General features: G+C 46.5%; 22 protein-coding genes. 7 read left to right on the forward strand and 15 right to left on the reverse strand.

The features are described 5' to 3' along the window. Nucleotides 1-34: 34 nt before the first annotated feature. The 11 genes from M1D59_RS11960 to M1D59_RS12010 all read right to left on the reverse strand — a co-directional run bounded on the left by M1D59_RS11960 (nucleotide 35) and on the right by M1D59_RS12010 (nucleotide 10,298). Complete coding sequence (locus M1D59_RS11960) at nucleotides 35-658, reverse strand: acyltransferase YpkP (RefSeq protein WP_020451877.1); 624 nt, start codon at nucleotides 656-658, stop codon at nucleotides 35-37. A gap of 14 nt (nucleotides 659-672) precedes the next feature. Then, nucleotides 673-1,161: a dihydrofolate reductase gene (locus M1D59_RS11965; RefSeq protein WP_020451878.1), complete on the reverse strand. Its 489-nt coding sequence runs from the start codon at nucleotides 1,159-1,161 to the stop codon at nucleotides 673-675. A gap of 357 nt (nucleotides 1,162-1,518) precedes the next feature. Continuing rightward, complete coding sequence (locus M1D59_RS11970; protein ID WP_025811261.1) at nucleotides 1,519-2,058, reverse strand: phosphatidylglycerophosphatase A family protein; 540 nt, start codon at nucleotides 2,056-2,058, stop codon at nucleotides 1,519-1,521. Nucleotides 2,059-2,073: 15 nt separating this feature from the next. Beyond that, nucleotides 2,074-2,676: a YpjP family protein gene (locus M1D59_RS11975; protein ID WP_023857393.1), complete on the reverse strand. Its 603-nt coding sequence runs from the start codon at nucleotides 2,674-2,676 to the stop codon at nucleotides 2,074-2,076. Between the two features lie 272 nt (nucleotides 2,677-2,948). Then, complete coding sequence (locus tag M1D59_RS11980) at nucleotides 2,949-3,719, reverse strand: class I SAM-dependent methyltransferase (RefSeq protein WP_035399808.1); 771 nt, start codon at nucleotides 3,717-3,719, stop codon at nucleotides 2,949-2,951. A gap of 36 nt (nucleotides 3,720-3,755) precedes the next feature. Beyond that, complete coding sequence (locus M1D59_RS11985) at nucleotides 3,756-4,190, reverse strand: BrxA/BrxB family bacilliredoxin (protein WP_025811259.1); 435 nt, start codon at nucleotides 4,188-4,190, stop codon at nucleotides 3,756-3,758. 87 nt (nucleotides 4,191-4,277) lie between these two features. After that, on the reverse strand, nucleotides 4,278-5,954 hold the full coding sequence (gene ilvD, locus M1D59_RS11990) for a dihydroxy-acid dehydratase (RefSeq protein WP_020451884.1): 1,677 nt from the start codon (nucleotides 5,952-5,954) through the stop codon (nucleotides 4,278-4,280). Between the two features lie 343 nt (nucleotides 5,955-6,297). Further along, nucleotides 6,298-7,434 carry a conserved virulence factor C family protein gene (locus M1D59_RS11995; protein ID WP_026579412.1) on the reverse strand — a complete coding sequence of 379 codons (1,137 nt, stop codon included), beginning with the start codon at nucleotides 7,432-7,434 and terminating at the stop codon, nucleotides 6,298-6,300. A gap of 30 nt (nucleotides 7,435-7,464) precedes the next feature. Next, nucleotides 7,465-8,136, reverse strand: a complete 672-nt coding sequence (locus M1D59_RS12000; protein WP_035338550.1) for an HD domain-containing protein — start codon at nucleotides 8,134-8,136, stop codon at nucleotides 7,465-7,467. After that, the gene (locus M1D59_RS12005; RefSeq protein WP_020451887.1) at nucleotides 8,124-8,603 is read right to left on the reverse strand and encodes a glutathione peroxidase; all 480 of its coding nucleotides are present in this window, start codon (nucleotides 8,601-8,603) and stop codon (nucleotides 8,124-8,126) included. The genes M1D59_RS12000 and M1D59_RS12005 overlap by 13 nt, the downstream gene beginning before the upstream one ends. 15 nt (nucleotides 8,604-8,618) lie before the next feature. Further along, nucleotides 8,619-10,298 (reverse strand): formate--tetrahydrofolate ligase, encoded by a 1,680-nt coding sequence (locus M1D59_RS12010; RefSeq protein WP_103749549.1) that lies wholly within the window; start codon nucleotides 10,296-10,298, stop codon nucleotides 8,619-8,621. Between the two features lie 151 nt (nucleotides 10,299-10,449). Between M1D59_RS12010 and metA the strand changes: the two genes are divergently transcribed. Continuing rightward, the gene (gene metA / locus M1D59_RS12015) at nucleotides 10,450-11,358 is read left to right on the forward strand and encodes a homoserine O-acetyltransferase MetA (protein WP_025811256.1); all 909 of its coding nucleotides are present in this window, start codon (nucleotides 10,450-10,452) and stop codon (nucleotides 11,356-11,358) included. 269 nt (nucleotides 11,359-11,627) lie between these two features. After that, nucleotides 11,628-12,779 carry a diglucosyl diacylglycerol synthase gene (locus tag M1D59_RS12020; protein WP_020451890.1) on the forward strand — a complete coding sequence of 384 codons (1,152 nt, stop codon included), beginning with the start codon at nucleotides 11,628-11,630 and terminating at the stop codon, nucleotides 12,777-12,779. Between the two features lie 53 nt (nucleotides 12,780-12,832). On the opposite strand, the gene M1D59_RS12025 is transcribed toward M1D59_RS12020, so the two are convergent. Further along, the gene (locus M1D59_RS12025) at nucleotides 12,833-13,522 is read right to left on the reverse strand and encodes an AIM24 family protein (protein ID WP_025811255.1); all 690 of its coding nucleotides are present in this window, start codon (nucleotides 13,520-13,522) and stop codon (nucleotides 12,833-12,835) included. Between the two features lie 284 nt (nucleotides 13,523-13,806). Here M1D59_RS12025 and cspD point away from each other — a divergent pair, with 284 nt between their 5' ends. Next, nucleotides 13,807-14,007 (forward strand): cold-shock protein CspD, encoded by a 201-nt coding sequence (gene cspD, locus M1D59_RS12030; protein ID WP_003230776.1) that lies wholly within the window; start codon nucleotides 13,807-13,809, stop codon nucleotides 14,005-14,007. A gap of 54 nt (nucleotides 14,008-14,061) precedes the next feature. Here the strand turns inward: cspD and M1D59_RS12035 are convergent, their stop codons facing one another. Beyond that, nucleotides 14,062-14,244, reverse strand: coding sequence for a hypothetical protein (locus M1D59_RS12035; protein ID WP_003182837.1), 183 nt, complete (start codon nucleotides 14,242-14,244; stop codon nucleotides 14,062-14,064). Between the two features lie 160 nt (nucleotides 14,245-14,404). Here M1D59_RS12035 and M1D59_RS12040 point away from each other — a divergent pair, with 160 nt between their 5' ends. Continuing rightward, nucleotides 14,405-14,671, forward strand: coding sequence for a DUF2564 family protein (locus M1D59_RS12040; RefSeq protein WP_020451892.1), 267 nt, complete (start codon nucleotides 14,405-14,407; stop codon nucleotides 14,669-14,671). A gap of 59 nt (nucleotides 14,672-14,730) precedes the next feature. On the opposite strand, the gene M1D59_RS12045 is transcribed toward M1D59_RS12040, so the two are convergent. Both M1D59_RS12045 and M1D59_RS12050 read right to left on the reverse strand, forming a co-directional pair. Next, on the reverse strand, nucleotides 14,731-14,916 hold the full coding sequence (locus tag M1D59_RS12045) for a zinc-finger domain-containing protein (protein WP_003182841.1): 186 nt from the start codon (nucleotides 14,914-14,916) through the stop codon (nucleotides 14,731-14,733). Between the two features lie 14 nt (nucleotides 14,917-14,930). Continuing rightward, a complete protein-coding gene (locus M1D59_RS12050) occupies nucleotides 14,931-15,590 on the reverse strand; it encodes a reverse transcriptase-like protein (RefSeq protein WP_216920200.1) in 660 nt (219 codons plus the stop codon). A gap of 75 nt (nucleotides 15,591-15,665) precedes the next feature. Between M1D59_RS12050 and M1D59_RS12055 the strand changes: the two genes are divergently transcribed. Genes M1D59_RS12055 through sspL form a run of 3 tightly spaced genes read left to right on the forward strand, consistent with a single transcriptional unit; the run spans nucleotide 15,666 to nucleotide 16,944 of the window. Next, nucleotides 15,666-16,367, forward strand: a complete 702-nt coding sequence (locus M1D59_RS12055) for a queuosine precursor transporter (RefSeq protein ID WP_023857402.1) — start codon at nucleotides 15,666-15,668, stop codon at nucleotides 16,365-16,367. Then, nucleotides 16,357-16,755 (forward strand): reverse transcriptase-like protein, encoded by a 399-nt coding sequence (locus M1D59_RS12060; RefSeq protein WP_020451895.1) that lies wholly within the window; start codon nucleotides 16,357-16,359, stop codon nucleotides 16,753-16,755. The genes M1D59_RS12055 and M1D59_RS12060 overlap by 11 nt, the downstream gene beginning before the upstream one ends. Nucleotides 16,756-16,797: 42 nt before the next feature. Continuing rightward, nucleotides 16,798-16,944 (forward strand): small, acid-soluble spore protein L, encoded by a 147-nt coding sequence (gene sspL, locus M1D59_RS12065; RefSeq protein WP_003182847.1) that lies wholly within the window; start codon nucleotides 16,798-16,800, stop codon nucleotides 16,942-16,944. Nucleotides 16,945-16,949: the final 5 nt, after the last annotated feature.

The following is a 16,949-nucleotide window of genomic DNA, read 5'->3' on the forward strand; positions in this document are numbered from 1 at the left end:
AAAACCAGGCTCCCATAAAGGAAGCCTGGTTTTTTTATGCCCGAAGCTGTTTGTTTTCGGTTAGGACGTATGCCGGGTAGATCGTCAAGTCGATATCAGCAGGTCTCAGCCTCTTGAACAACTTGCCTTTCTTCATGTCTTCCGTACCGGCTGTTTCGACTGCAACGATCGGAATGCCGAGCTTTTTGGATAAAGATTTGTAATCGAGCCCGTCATCTTCAGACAGAATAAAGCTTTGGCCTTTCCTGACGATCTCTTCCACTTTTTCAAGTGATGCTTCCTTGTCGGCGCTTTTTTTGACCGCGGCCATTTTATTGAGCCAGCCGCTGAGCAGCGGATAACGAAAGGCGCGCGGATCAGCAAAAAACGAAGCCGTTTTATCAAGGTGTCCGAGCAGCACGGCGAGCTCTGACAGGCCGAGCTTTGGATGCACGTAAAGGACGGGGCCAGCCGGGGATCTTCCATTCTGATGGATGGAAACGGTCGAACCGGTTAAGCCGATGCACCCCCGTAAAAAAGCTTTCGGCTTATCAAAGACAGCTTCCATCTGATTGGCGTACGAAAGGCGCGGGTCAAGTGTCTGTAGCGCCTGCAGGAGCTTGATATGCTTGATGAACATATAGGCCGAATACATCCATAAAAAACAATAGCGAAACATGAAAATCCTCTCCTCTATCCTTTTCTTTGATAAACGAGGAATTCGTAGTCATATGGATTTTTGTCATCTTTCAGGCCTTTCCGCCTCGAAACGATTTCCCACTCAGCTTCGCTGAATTCAGGAAAATACCGGTCCCCTTCAAAGGTTTCATCGATTTTTGTCACATACAGCTTGTCCGCAAAAGGCAGAATCTCCGCGTACAGTGTTGAACCGCCGATGACAAAACATTCTTCGTTTTTGTTTTTCGCAAACCGCACCGCTTCTTCTGCCGAGTGCATCACCTGACAATTCGGAATATCCAGTTCTTTATTGGATGTGACGATGATGTTCTCCCGGTGAGGCAAAGGTTTGCCGATGGATTCAAACGTCTTTCTCCCCATGATCACGGCGTGTCCTTTCGTCACCTCTTTAAAATACTTCAAATCCTGCGGCAGATGCCATGGCAGATCATTATCTTTGCCGATCAGGCGGTTTCTGTCCATGGCGGTAATCAATGAAATCATTAATTTAAAGCCCCCTTATGATGTTTGTAGCGAAATAATGCCGGATGATGCTCATCTCTTTGTGTGATCATCTGTGAACATGATGCATGAAGATGGAGGTTAAAGCTGTGATGAGAGGAAACCTTTCTTCGAGGTTTTCATTCTGATCAGGCCGCCCGAATGCATTGGTGTCATTCCCCGTTTTGTTCAATTCCGGTTCTCTAACATATGACGGGATATATCCGCATGATGTTTCATTTTTTTCATCCTTTTGTAGTGTATCTTGTTTAACCTTTCGAAAACAAGACATTTTTCGGGAAAAGACATAAAATATCGGCATAAAAAAACCCCGCCTGATGGCGGGGAGGGCGAGGTCTTTCAACGGCTTTTCGCAACGCTCTGTCCGTCTGTTCTCTCTTCATCCTCAAGATCCTGATGCGAATGGGCAATTCGGCTTGCAGCAGCTGCCGCCAAGGCAGCGACGATATCATCAAGGAACGTGTGAACCTCATCGTCCGGACAGTCGTCCAGTTCTTTAATGATGCCGAACTTTTCTTTATCCAGATAGCCGAAGTTCGTCAAGCCGATCGAACCGTAGACGTTTACGATGGAAAGCGGAATAATCTCGTCGATCCCGTAAAGGGGTTCATCCGTTTCGACCAAATATTGAAGCGGTTCAGGCAATAGCTTTTTCTCGGCAAGCTGGTCAAGCGCTATCCCCGTTAACACGGCATGAACGATTTCCCTTTTGTTTAAGACCTTTTCGACATTCTCAACGCATACAGCAAGCGACAGATCAGGATGGTATTTTTCCTGCAGCTTTTGTACGATCAGTGCAATATCCTCAATCGTAACCCCGCGCTCATTCAGCATATTTTTCGTTAAGTGCACCATTTCATTCATCGTATACTTCTTCATCTGCATCAATCTCCTTTAGTGGCTCATCCAGTTAGGCGGTGTATTGCGGTCCCAGTATATGCTTCCGAGATCGTGATGTTTTTGAAAGCCGTCTTCGGCAGTATGATAATGAAAGTTAAACCAGTACCCTTTATGCGGCGGCTTGTCCCTGCGCACATGGAACCTCAGCACATCCTCCCCCGTTTTCCGGTTGTAAACGTGGAAGATTCTCTCCGACTTCCCCGCCGTCGGCGTTTTGGAAATGACAAGATCCTGGTAAGCGTCATTGTCCTGCATTGTCATGAGATGGCTGACGATGATCTCCTCGACCTTTGGAAGCACTTCTTCCCTGTACTCGTCTTCGATGACCGGCGATATCCTGCTGCCGAATTTTACGAATGACAGATCTTCTGCTTCATTGAGCAGTTCATCCTTGTAGCTGTCAAATGAAGATTTGGATTCGCCGTCTTCTTCAAGTTCGGGCTCTTCCTGCTTTTGATAAACAGCTGTATACCCGGATTCTTTCATGCTCTGATGCTCCTGCGGCTTGTCCGCCATTAATGCCGCAGGAGGAGATACAAGGCCGAACGTTGCAATTGTAAATAATGTGACAAGCGCTTTTCTCATCCACATCTTCATGACTGGTTAGTCCCCTTTTGGATCGCTTTCTCGTTTTCTCTTATTCTATCATAGGTTGAATTTTCAGTCATTCATAAAGTGACGGTGCAAATAAACAAAACGCCTTTTCTTTTGGCGATAAAACGTTTACAATCAAAGATGAAAATTCCAAAATTGGGAGTGATCGTTCATGATTGAAGGTCTTTTTATAACCGCTTCATTGATTACCCTCGCTTATTTTATCGTCATGGAAATCGCAGATTAAAAAATCCCAAGGTATATGCCTTGGGATTTCATTTTTCGAGAACACCGTAATGAAACAGGGCCGTTTTGCGTTTTTTTACGCGAAATCCGTATTTTTCGAAGCGCGGACTTTTCCAGTGGTCTTTCAGGACCACTCTTTTTCTGGCGACCCGAAGGGCTTCATTTAAAGCACCGTCAAGCGTAAACTCGGAATGCGCCCACTTTCTTAAAGGGGCGATGCCGTTTGATTCTTCGATTCCATCATCAAACATCGGGTCAAAGTAGACGATATCTGCTGAATCATCATCAAGCTCCAGCAGATATTCAAAGCTGTCGCCGGAATGAACCCGAATCCTTTTCATCGCCTGATCCAAAGCGTCAAGGCCTGTCTCCCACGATTGAAGCCCCGCCTCGACAAGAAAAGCGAGGAGCGGGCTTTTTTCAATTCCGCACACCTCGCCTTGTTCGCCAGCGGCAAGGCTTGCAATGATGGCGTCTGATCCAAGGCCGAGCGTACAATCGAGCAGCTTGTCTCCCGGTTCAACTTGTGCAGCTTCGACAAAAGGATCCGGTTCGCCTCTTAACATGCGCTTCGCCCGGAACATCGCAGAGTTCGGGTGGAAAAAGAACTTTTCGCCTTCTGAATGATACAGCTCGAAGCGCTCTTTTCCAACCACGAGAACATCTTCCTGCTCTGTCTCCCGGATTTGGCGAATCGGCCGTTTTCTCCGTTCGGAAAAGCGGGCGCCGAGCGTCCGGCTGATTTTTTCCGCCGTTAAAACCGTGTTTTCAGTCGGTCTGTAGCTTGTTGTGACAATCATGTTCTTCTCCGTAAAAAATGCCCTTCAAAGGGCATTTTAGCAATGTTTTTCAAAAGCGTCCGTGATGTTTTTCATAATCTCCGTCATTTCACGGCCTTCAATCTGTTCACGAGGAATGAAATGAACGACTTCTTTGCCTTTCAGCAGTGCCATTGAAGGTGAAGACGGTTCATATCCTTCGAAGTATTCCCTCATTTTCGCCGTTGCTTCGCGGTCCTGTCCGGCAAAGACTGTAACGGTCTCATCAGGCCCGTTTTCGCTTCCGGAGACGGCCTGAACGGCTGCCGGTCTCGCCAGCCCTGCGGCACATCCGCAGACTGAATTGACGACGACGAAAGTCGTGCCTTCTGCACCTTCCATGAATGTCTCAACTTCTTCCGCGGTCGATAACTCTTTAAAGCCGGCCTGCACCAATTCCTGACGCATCGGAAGAACGAGCTGGCGCATGTATTCTTCATAAGCTGTTGACATATTAAAAAGCCCCCTCTATAAACCTTGCTACTGATGTCAAGGATACTACAGCGGGGGCTGAATTTCAAACACCGGGCGAAAAAACCGCTAGATTTTCATAATGCCGCCGGTATTGGCAGATGTCACCAGCTTTGAATACCGGGCGAGATAGCCCGTTTTCACTTTCGGTTCAAATCCGGGCCAGTTTGCTTTTCTTTTTTCCCACTCTTCATCGGAGATTTCGATGTTTAAAATCCGCTTTTCGATATCAACAATGATATGGTCGCCGTTTTCTACGAAAGCAAGCGGGCCGCCTTCGGCTGCTTCTGGCGAAACGTGGCCGATCGAAAGACCGCGGGAGGCTCCGGAAAAGCGGCCGTCGGTAATTAAAGCAACTTTCGGACCGAGGCCCATTCCGACGATCTGCGAAGTCGGTGCAAGCATTTCAGGCATTCCCGGTCCGCCTTTAGGACCTTCATAGCGGATGATGACGACATCTCCCGCTTTTACTTTACGGTTAATGATGCCGTCAAGCGCTTCTTCCTGTGAGTCAAAGACAACCGCAGGTCCTTCATGGCGGGTAATCCCGTCTTGGACGCCGCCGGTTTTAATGATCGCACCGTCAGGCGCCAGGTTGCCGAACAGGACGGCGAGTCCGCCTTGCTCTGAAAACGGCTGATCGATCGGATGAATGACCTCGTAATCTTTCACTTCGCGCCCGGCAATATTTTCGCCAAGCGTTTTTCCCGTTACGGTCAGCGTATCCAAGTGAAGCGCGCCTTCTTTTTTCGACAGCTCGTTTAAGACTGCTGATACGCCTCCAGCTTCATGCAAATCTTCAATAAACACATCGGAAGCCGGCGCAAGCTTTGATAAATGCGGAACCCTTGCCGCTACCTCATTGATCCGTTCAAGCGAGTAGTCGACCCCCGCTTCATTGGCGATCGCAAGCGTATGAAGGATCGTATTCGTTGATCCACCGAGCGCCATGTCTAAAGCGAACGCGTTGTCGATCGCTTTTTCGGTCACGATGTCGCGCGGTTTAATATCCGACTTGATCAACTCCATCAGCTGGCGGGCCGACTGTTTGGCAAATTCCCTGCGGTCGGGCGATGTCGCCAAAATGGTGCCGTTGCCCGGCATGGCGATGCCAAGAGCTTCAGAAAGGCAGTTCATCGAGTTGGCCGTGAACATGCCCGAGCATGATCCGCATGTCGGACAGCCAAACTGTTCAAGCTCCTCAAGCCCTTTCTCATCGATTTTGCCTGATTGATAAGCGCCAACGCCTTCAAATACAGAGGAAAGCGAGATTTTCCGTCCGTCGCTCGTTCTTCCCGCTTCCATCGGCCCCCCGCTGACAAACACGGTCGGAATATTGATCCGCATTGCTGCCATGATCATACCCGGCGTGATTTTATCGCAGTTTGGAATACATACCATTCCGTCAAACCAGTGCGCTGATACAACCGTTTCCACTGAATCGGCGATGATTTCGCGGCTCGGAAGAGAATATCTCATTCCGATGTGCCCCATCGCAATTCCGTCGTCGACCCCGATTGTATTAAATTCAAACGGAACACCGCCGGCCTCTCTGATCGCCTCTTTGACGATTTTTCCAAACTCCTGCAAATGGACATGACCCGGTACGATATCGATATATGAGTTGCAAACGGCAATAAACGGTTTGCCGAAGTCCTCTTCTTTTACCCCAGCCGCGCGCAGCAAACTGCGGTGCGGCGCTCTGTCGATCCCTTTTGTAATCATGTCACTGCGTAAACCTGTCATCGTGATCCTCCTAAACATCTTCGTATTTACATTCTATATTTTCTGAATATTCAGTTTTAAAAAACTGTCTGCTAACCGCTTGCCGGACTGATCCGCAAGATGACGGTTGTTTTGATCTTCATCTGTAAATCATTCCCCATGAATCAGAACCTCCACATTCCATATGATTGCTAACTACTATATATATTTTCAGCGTGTTTTTCAACAATATTCGAAATATTTTTATAGAAAAAGTGATATTTTATAACAAGACGCGTGACTTTTTTCAAAATTCCCGGATGGATCCCCGCTGCAGAGCGAAGAGCTTAAGGCATAAAAAAAGACGCTGTTTCCAGCGTCCTTGTCAGCCGTCTTTTTTGCGGCTTTCCGTCATTTGCTTCCATACGGAGCCTTTCGCTTCTTCACCGTATTCGATCCGTTCGACCGCCATTTTGACTTGAAGGCTGACTTCAAATTCGGGATCGTTTTCAGCTTCTTTTAAAGCGGGAAGCGCGCTCTCATCGCCGACTTCGTACAGAAACATGGCGGCTCTCCAGCGCACAAGCTTGCTCGGGTCCTTGAGCGCTTTGATCATTGCCGGAATCGCTTCCGGGTTTCCGATGTCTGACAGACAATCACCGGCTGTTCTTCTGACCGTGATCGTTTTGTCTTCGAGTGCTTGATATAAAAGAGGAAGCACCGCAGGCGTTTCGATCATGCCCAAATAAACGACAGCAAGTCTTCTGATCGATGTTTTCGGGTCATTGAGCGCTTTTTCGAGTACTGGAATGTCCTTTTCATCCGGATCCATTTGTTCAAGATGGGCATAGCGTTTTTGCCAATCTTCCTCATCCATCATTTCAAGCGTTACCCGGTAAGACTTTCGCTGCACAGCCGCGCGTTTATCCTCAGCATCGCTTGATGCGGCTGATTCCGTCAGCTTCCGCAGGCGCTCCTCATCGTAAGCCGCCTCAAGCTCTTCCGTTACTTCACGGCCGATTTCTGAAAAATCGCCGAATCTGACGCCTTGCTCTTTCCAAGACCGTTCGAGCACGACGTTGGAAGACGCGGTTTTAAGCTTCAAGATCGCTTCTTGGAAACGTTCTGGAAGGCCGAAGCGCTCCTCGCGCTCGCCGTCGGTCAATTTCACCTGCATCGGTATCCCGCTGAACATTTGCACGAAGACTTTAACTTCGCCAAACGATTCTTTTTCTTCGGAACGGCCCCCCGCCTCTTCGGCTTCGTCCATTCCGAAAGCAGCACGCACGGCAGGGAGGATGTCTTTCCAGTCAAATCTCGCATTGCGCTCGACAGCGATAAAATCGGCCACATGGTAGACGCCTTTTACTCCCTCTATGTTTAAAACCTCTTGGATGACGGGAGGCGCGCCTTCCGCATGGTCCTTTTTATAATTATTGCTTTTTCCGCCCGGCAGTTCTTCGGTCAAAATCACCTTCATTGTATTCGGGCTCGGTGTCGGTTCTATCGATTTAATTTTCATCATTGTCCCCCTCTGTTAAAAGATCCGGTCTTATTCTACCATAACCCCCGGCCCTGATCTATCAAGGCGGCTTTCTCTGGAGAAGGCGCATTCATTTTCCAGTTCGCCGAGAAATTCGAGCATCAGCTGATGCCTTTTTTCCGCGAGCATCCGTCCCGTCTTTGTATTCATCAAATCTTTTAAAAGGAGAAGCTTCTCGTAAAAGTGGCCGACAGCAGTAGGCGCATTGGCGCTCCCGTAGAGGAGATGACCCTTTGCCCCTGCATACATCAAAGCCCTGGCGATCCCGACGGCGCCGATCGCATCAAGCCGATCGGCATCCTGAACTGCCATACCTTCTTTTGAAAGGCGTTCGTCTTTATATTTTTCTCTGTCTCTGAATGACATTCTTGTGATGATGGCAAGAATCCCGTCAACCGTTCCAGGATCGACCTTCCAGTCTTCTGAGAGGCGCCTTTTCAACTCATCAAGCGGAACCCGGTGTTCATCGTCCAGCTTTACATCAATCATATCGTGGAGAAGGGCGGAAGCTTCGGTCACAAACAGGTCTGCACCCTCTTCTTTTGCAATCTGAAGGCTTATGTTCCGAACCCTTTCGATATGCAGCCAGTCATGTCCTGTCCCTTCGGCTGCGAGCTTTTTTCTTACCCATTCGGACATCAAGCGGATCTGTTCTGTTTGTTCCTGATTCAGCCCAGCCATTTCTGAATGGCCTCCTCCATCTCCTTTGGATTGGTTTGCGGTGAAAAACGCTCAACGTTCTCCCCGGTTTGATCAACGAGAAATTTTGTGAAATTCCATTTGACCGCTTTTGTTCCAAGCATGCCCTTCGCCTTGTTCGTCAAGTGGCGGAACAGCGGGTGGATTTGATCTCCTTTTACATTCACCTTCGAAAACATCGGAAACGTGACCCCGTAGTTTACGCTGCAAAATTCTTCTATGCTTTTTTCATCGCCAGGCTCCTGATTCATGAATTGGTTGCTGGGAAAGCCCAGAATCTCAAGCCCCCGGTCTTTATATGTTTCATACAAGTCTTGAAGCTGTTGATATTGGGGTGTAAATCCGCACTTTGAGGCCGTGTTGACGATGAGAAGCACTTTGCCTTTATACGGCCGCAGTGTCGTGTCCTCGCCTTTAATCGTCTTGACGCTGATATCGTAAATGGACATGACGGTCCCTCCTTTTTAGAATAAACCTTTGGCCCTGCCGTCTTCACCGACATCCATTTTAAGTGCAGCAGGATGTTTCGGCAGCCCGGGCATTGTTAAAATGCTGCCAGTTAAAGCGACGATAAATCCCGCGCCCCTCGATGGTTTTAATTCACGGACGGTGATGCTGAAACCTTTCGGCCTGCCAATTTTCCCCGGATCATCTGATAAAGAATACTGAGTTTTGGCCACGCATACTGGCAGCCCGTCCAATCCGTTCTTTTTCAATTCCAGCAGCTGCTTTTTCGCCTTTTCGGTAAACTCTACCCCCTCGGCTCCATAAACGGTGCGGGAAATTTTGGCTAATTTGTCTTCGATCGAGTCGGTTAATTCGTATAAATAGGAAAAATGATTGTCCTTTTGCTCCATGACATGAATGACTTCCCTTGCCAGGTCAATCCCGCCTTTTCCGCCTTCTTCCCAAACATTGCACAGTGCAGCCGGATGCCCGTTGTCCCTGCACCAGCCAAGAACCGTCTCAAGCTCATCCTCCGCATCGTGTACGAACCTGTTGACGGCCACAACGTACGGAAGACCGAAGGCGTCTATCGTTTCGATATGCTTGGCAAGGTTTGCGATTCCGCTTTTTAACGCGTTTACGTCTTTTTGCTTCAAATCGGCGAGAGGCATTCCGCCGTGCATTTTCAGCGCTCTTACGGTGGCGACGATCACGACCGCTCCCGGGGTGAACCCGCCGGCTCTCGTTTTGATGTGCATGAATTTTTCCGCACCCAAATCCGCGCCAAATCCCGCTTCAGTCACGACATAATCAGCCAGTTTCGCCGCCGTTTTAGTCGCGATCAAACTGTTCGCCCCGTGTGCGATGTTTGCAAACGGGCCTCCGTGGACGAGCGCCGGTGTTCCTTCAACAGTCTGAACAAGGTTTGGTTTGATGGCATCTTTTAACAGGAGAGCGAGCGCTCCTTGAACACCGAGCATGCCGGCCGTCACCGGCTGTCCGTCAACAGTGTAGGCAACGATCATTGCTGCCAGACGTCTTTTTAAATCGGCCAAGTCTCCGGCCAGGCATAAAACGGCCATGATTTCCGATGCGACAGTAATGTCAAAGCCGTCTTCCCGGGGAAATCCGTTCGCTTTTCCGCCTAAGCCGACAACGGTTTCGCGCAGCGCCCTGTCATTGAGGTCAAGCGTCCTTTTCCAGACGATTTTTCTAATATCGATGTTTAATTCGTTTCCCTGATGAATATGATTGTCTATAAAAGCCGCCAAAGCGTTGTTCGCAGCTGTGATCGCATGCATATCTCCTGTAAAGTGAAGATTGATATCCTCCATCGGAAGAACCTGGGAATATCCTCCTCCGGCAGCCCCGCCTTTCAGTCCCATTGTCGGACCGAGTGAAGGTTCCCTCAGTGCAACGATCGATTTTTTGCCAATCTGCCAGAGCGCCTGGCTCAATCCGACGGTGACAGTCGACTTCCCTTCGCCGGCCGGGGTCGGGTTGATGGAGGTTACCAAAATCACCTGTCCATCGTTTTTTTCTTTTAAACGCTCAAAAATTTTTAAAGAAATTTTCGCTTTTGTGCAACCAAAACACTCTATTTCATCGTCATTTATATTGAGCTTCCGTGCAATTTCGGCAATCGGTTTTAATTCCGTACTTTGGGCGATTTCTATGTCTGATAGATGGGATTTCATTTGCAAGAGGATCCTCCTTTTGGTTCATCACACGATGATTTTCCATATTTTTCACACACTTCTTTCATTGTAACACAATTCACACATTGAAATATCGCCAAAAAGTTCCTATAATGAAGAAAAATCAGCGGAGAAAACCGGAGGTGGCGTGTTGCCTATCAACATACCTATCAATTTGCCAGCGAAGCAGATTCTTGAAAGTGAAAATATTTTTGTCATGGATGAAAAACGGGCTTTTCATCAGGACATCAGACCTTTAAATATTGTGATTCTTAATCTGATGCCGCAGAAAATCAGGACCGAGACACAGCTGCTCAGAATGCTCGGAAATTCTCCTTTACAGGTATATTTCACTTTTTTAATACCGTCTACACACACGCCAAAACATACACCAAGGCAGCATTTGGAACAGTTTTATACAACTTTTTCTTCGATCAGGAACAGAAAATTTGACGGCATGATCATTACCGGCGCGCCGATCGAGCACCTGGAGTATGAGGAAGTGTCCTATTGGAAAGAACTTCAGGAGATTTTAGAGTGGAGCAAAACGCATGTCACGTCAACGCTCCACATCTGCTGGGGAGCGCAGGCGGGGCTTTATCATCATTACGGAATTCGCAAAGTCAAACTGCCGAAAAAAACATTTGGCGTTTTCGAACACAGAATAATGGAGAAAAATGAAAGACTGATCAGAGGCTTTGAAGAGTTCTACTATGTCCCGCATTCAAGGCATACAGATATAAATATGGATGACCTAAAAGCCGTTTCTCATTTAAAAGTGCTCAGCGTATCCGATGAAGCGGGCGTCTGTTTAATTGCTTCAAAAGATGAAAAACAAGTTTTTTTAACTGGACATCCTGAGTATGATACAGATACTCTTAAAGAAGAGTATGAAAGGGATTTGGCCAGAAACATGGACATTGATCCGCCGGTGAATTATTTTAAAGACGGGCCGGACGGTGCGGCGCCTGTAAACCGCTGGAAAGCCCACGCGACTCTTTTGTTCATGAACTGGCTGAATTATTACGTTTACCAGGAAACACCGTACGAGTGGAAATGAAATTCTCATGCCCTGGTCTGATGCAAGACATTCAAAATGTGTTAAAATACTGTTGGGTTAGTCTTCCATAAGGGGGTTCGGCTTGGCCGCGAAAGCAGGAATAATAAGGAACCCAGTGCTTTCCTGCCGATCCATACTTTAAAAATACCTTAATTTTTGTTCTTCATTTATAATTAAAATAATATTTATGGTATGGTATGTGTGGACATTGACTCCTGTTTTTTTACCATTTTAGCTCTTGCTGTTTGAATTAATTGAGGTGAATATGCTTGAATACCAATAAAAATATATTAATTTTGACTGCAAATTACGGAAATGGCCATGTTCAAGTAGCCAAAACGCTCTACCAAGAGTGCGAACGGCTCGGTTTTAAGAATGTAACTGTTTCGAATTTGTATCAAGAATCAAACCCGATTGTGTCAGAGATCACACAGTATCTCTACCTGAAAAGCTTTTCAATCGGTAAACAGTTTTATCGCCTTTTCTACTATGGGGTCGATAAAATTTACAATAAAAGAAAGTTTAATATTTATTTCAAAATGGGAAATAAACGGCTGGACCAACTGGTTAAAAAACATCAGCCAGACATCATCATCAATACGTTTCCAATGATTGTCGTACCCGAATACAGACGGAGAATGGGAAAAGTCATTCCGACCTTTAACGTCATGACGGATTTCTGCCTTCACAAAATTTGGGTCCACGAACACATTGACAAATATTACGTTGCCACTGATTATGTGAAGGAAAAACTGCTCGAAATCGGCACTCACCCGAGCAATGTCAAGATCACGGGTATTCCGATCCGCAGGCAGTTTGAAGAAGAAATGGACAAAGATAAAATCTACGAGAAGTATCAGCTGTCTCCCGACAAGAAGATATTGCTGATCATGGCAGGCGCACACGGGGTTCTTAAAAACGTAAAGGAACTGTGTGAATCTCTGGTGACGAAAGAGGATGTTCAAGTCGTCGTCGTGTGCGGAAAAAATACGATGCTGAAATCTTCACTGGAAGACATTGAAGCCCTTTATCCAAACAAGCTGAAATCACTCGGTTATATTGAAAGAATTGACGAGCTGTTCAGGGTGGCTGACTGCATGATCACAAAGCCGGGCGGAATTACCCTGACGGAAGCCACGGCAATCGGCGTTCCCGTCATCCTTTACAAGCCTGTTCCCGGGCAGGAAAAGGAAAATGCCCTGTTCTTCGAAGACAGAGGAGCTGCCATCGTCGTCAACAGGCATGAGGAAATTCTTGAATCAGTCTCCTCCCTTTTGGCTGATGAGAAAAAGTTAAACGAAATGAAGAAAAACATTAAAAACTTGCATTTATCCAATTCATCAGAAGTCATCCTGACGGACATTATCGAGCAGTCTGAAATCATCATGAACAAAAAACAGACTGTCCGGGCGCTGTCCTAAAAAAGCCCGAGTCAAAAAAACACTTGCCCTGCAAGTGTTTTTTTCGTTTAATATTAAGATTCCGAGTAATAAACTTCTTCAAACGGCTGCACAACGACAAACCCGTTCCCTGAAAACTTCATTTGGATCGATTCCCCGCTTCCCCTGCCGATGAACGTCTTAAAAGATACATCTGTCACAAATTCAGGCTGAAGGCTTCCAGACCAGGCAACCGTTGCGTTTGGATCGGTATAGACTGGGCTTTCCGGGGTTACGATCAAAGTGAGCGGTTCGTAATAGCTTGTGATTGCAGCCATTCCAGTTCCCTCAAGCTTAATGTTAAACAATCCACCGGCCAGCATGCCGGAAATTCTTTTCATCAGTTTGATGTCCCAATGGATTGACGGCTCAAATGCGAGCAGATCGTGCCCGTTCACAAATATGGAGTCCCCCTTCAAGTTTAAGATGGAGATCTTCTTTCCTTGATCAGCGAGGTACACCTTTCCGTTTCCTTCCGCTTTCATCAGTGCAGCCCCTTCTCCGCTGAACACTTTTTTCACCATCCGTCCAATTCCGTGTTCAAATACCCCTTCACGCTTAAATTTGACTCTTCCCCTGTAGGAAACCATCGAACCGGCCTTTGCCCACACTTTTCCATCGAGATTAACTTCCAAGAGACGGGGTGTTTCCATTTCAAACAGCCCCTCCCCTTTGTCTTCCTGCTGGGTTTTGGATACAAACTCATCAACCGAATAACGGTTCATCTATAAACACTCCTCTTCGCATTCCTGATATTGGTTTTATTATATACGGGCTGACGCTTAAAATGTTTCGTCCACTTTGCGAAAAATAATGATCAATAACCAGAAACTGAAAACGATTTCAAAGAAATTCCTTAAAAAAGCATTAAAGTTCATTTTTTTCTCTTGACAGCTTGACGAAGCCTCCATAGATAGTGTATAGTGAAACCATCATTTAGCAGAACACCGTTAGATGATGAAAATTTTTTTTAGCACATTGTGCTACAGTACTAGGAGGATTAAGCAATATGCAAAACGGTAAAGTAAAATGGTTTAACAATGAAAAAGGCTTCGGCTTCATCGAAGTTGAAGGCGGAGACGATGTATTCGTCCATTTCACTGCAATCGAAGGTGACGGATACAAATCTCTAGAAGAAGGACAAGAAGTTTCTTTCGAGATTGTTGAAGGTAATCGTGGACCTCAAGCATCTAACGTTGTAAAGCTTTAACAAAATCAAGACAATTGAGACTTCAAATAAGAGGAGAGGCATTTTTTGCCTCTCCTATTTAATTTTCAGCTGAATTTCGATTGCCAGTATATTTTGCTTCAACCTTTGCTCGATTTCCTCAATGTTCTTCTCGAGAGATGGACGCCCCTTTTTCGCGATATCAACGAGCTGTTCAAGATCTTTATATACCTCCACAAATGTCTTGTGAAGAACGGTTTGCAGTTCATTGCTTTCCACTGTTCCTCAGACTCCTTTTTTTCATGATTACCTAAATTAGTAATAAAGACTTATATTTTTTAGGTTCAATAGTTATATCGGATTAATTTTACTTTATTTTTTCTATTTCACACATAAAAATGCCTTTTTTAGAAAAAATACTTGTCGGAGGTGTATGATCATGAACTCAGAACATCGCGATGATCTTGTAACGGGATTTAATCAGCGCAAGCAGCTTGAAATAGCCGTAGAAACCGCCCAAAAGACGACGGGAATGGCGACGAGGCAAAAGAGCTCCACTTTGCTGAAATCGGCGTATCAATCCATCGAAGACGCCAGACAGCTGTCACAGGCTGAGGAACTATCCGCACTGGATGAAGACTTCTTAAACGAACAGCTCAACATCTTAAATGATTGCCAGCACCAGCTTGACGAATCACAGCATTAAAAAAACCGCGTTCAGCGGTTTTTTTAGCGCGGCCCAAGGATGATGGTTTATTGGGGGGATCAATTTTTGTTTGTCAGCACGTCTCCATAGGTTCGGAGCTTTTCTCCGACCGTGCATTTTGAAATGCAAAATGCGTGGGCATACGTTTTTCCGTATTCTTTTCTGAAGTGTTTTTTAATGAAGCACCCTTCACAGTAGGTGTCCTGCAAATGTGTGAGTTCCTTAAAGATCTCTTTCTTATCCAAAACGTTCATCTCCGTTATTCATCTAGTTTGATTTGGCTTTCCACAATGGTATGCTCAAGCATTTTTTTTGCGAGCTGATCCGCTTCCTTGTTGTCTTTACGGCTGATTTGAATATAGGTGGGCGTTAGCTTTAATTTTTGAAGCTGGCTCTCGATTCTGTCCAGCCATTTCGAATGAACGGGGTCATAGCATGGCCAGTTACCTTCAAGCTGGTTCAGCACGACGAGCGAATCCCCTTTAATGACGATGGAGTTCCTGCTTGCCCCAAGGTCTCTAAGCTCTTTAACGGCTTCGGAGAGAGCCGCATATTCCGCCTCGTTATTCGTTGTCAGCCGAAAGCTCTTGTTCTTTCTCAATCGGTACCGGTCCCCGCCGAGGGAGTAATATATCACAATGCCTAAACCAGCGAGCTGACTTTCTTTATCATAGCTGCCGTCAAAATAGACGGTGATCTCATCCGGTTCAGCCGCAAGTTCTTCTTTCAGCTTTTCCAGCTCTTTCAGAGTCCAAAAGCTGCCCTTCTCATCTTCAAACTCAAGTTCAGTGACATACGGACTTTGAGAAAGCTGACGCCCGGCCGCCACTGCCTCTTTCATCTCGATCCATTCATCAGCTGTAAAAGGAATGGGTGAAGACCCTTTAATCTTGATTTTCATACCTGCTCTCAGTTTCACAAAATCACCTTTATTCAAATTATGGCTTGTTATGCTATAATCAAAACAGTTTATTCAGAAAGGAAGTACCCGTTCTTGTTTAACGAAATATTATGGATTAGTTTTGCGATCATTAATTTTATCATTGTTCTCTTCTTTTTTAAACGATTTGGCAAAACCGGTTTATTTGTCTGGATCGGTTTTGCGACAGCCGCCGCCAATATCGAGGTGGTCAAAACGGTCGAGCTGTTCGGGTTGACCGCGACACTCGGCAACATCCTGTACGGAAGCGTATTTTTTGCGACCGACGTCATCAATGAAAGATACGGAAAGGAAGAAGCGAAAAAAGCCGTTTCAATCGGTTTTTTCATTCTGATTGCTTTGACGCTCGTCATGCAGGGAGCGCTTCTGTTCAAGCCGCATCCGGAAGACATTGCACAGCCTGCGCTGGAGACGATATTCGGCTTCTTGCCCCGTGTGGCGCTCGGCAGCCTGCTCGCCTATATCATCAGCCAAACGCTTGATGTTTATGTATATTCGGGAATCAGAAGGTTATTTCCTTCCGATCGGGCACTGTGGCTTCGCAACAGCGGCAGCACAGCCCTAAGCCAGCTGCTCGATACATTGATTTTTACAAGCGTCGCATTTATGGGCGCTTATCCGCTGAATGTCTGGATTCAGATTTTCATCACGACATATGTCTTGAAATTCGTTGTCGCCGTTTTCGCAGCGCCGTACGCTTATGCCGCTAAAAGAATCACCCCTTTGGATGAAAGGAGCGGAAACAATGCCGATTGAGGTCTATATCGACGGAGCAAGCGCGGGTGATCCCGGACCGTCCGGACTTGGCATTTTCATCAAAGACGGTCAGAAGACCGAGTCCTTCTCCCTTCCCGCCGGCTTACTGAGCAATCATGAAGCGGAATTCAAGGCGCTGATCGAAGGAATGAAGCTGTGCGCCGAACGAAACTACCGGATCGTTTCGTTTCGGACCGATTCGCAGATCGTCGAGCGCACGGCGGATTTGGAGTTTGTCAAAAATCAGGCATTTAAGCCTTATCTGGATGAAATCATCCGCTTAAAAAACGATTTTGATTTATTTTTTATCAAGTGGATTCCTTCGAAGTCTAACCAGGCGGCTGACAAGCTTGCGAAAAAGGCGATATTGCTGAATCACCCCGAGTAAAATCCATTCCCGCTGCACATCATAACGAGTGAGGTGGTTCATGTGGAAAAACAGCATTCAGCAGGAAGAGGCCGCCTGACAGGCGGTGTCACGCCCCAGGGAGATATTGTATTAAACCGGGATAACCGGCATACAGACCCAAAAACCGAGCTTGAAAACCGGGCGAAAAAAAGCAATACAAAACATTAGAGAGA

The organism is Bacillus sp. PK6-026 (genome assembly GCF_054161455.1).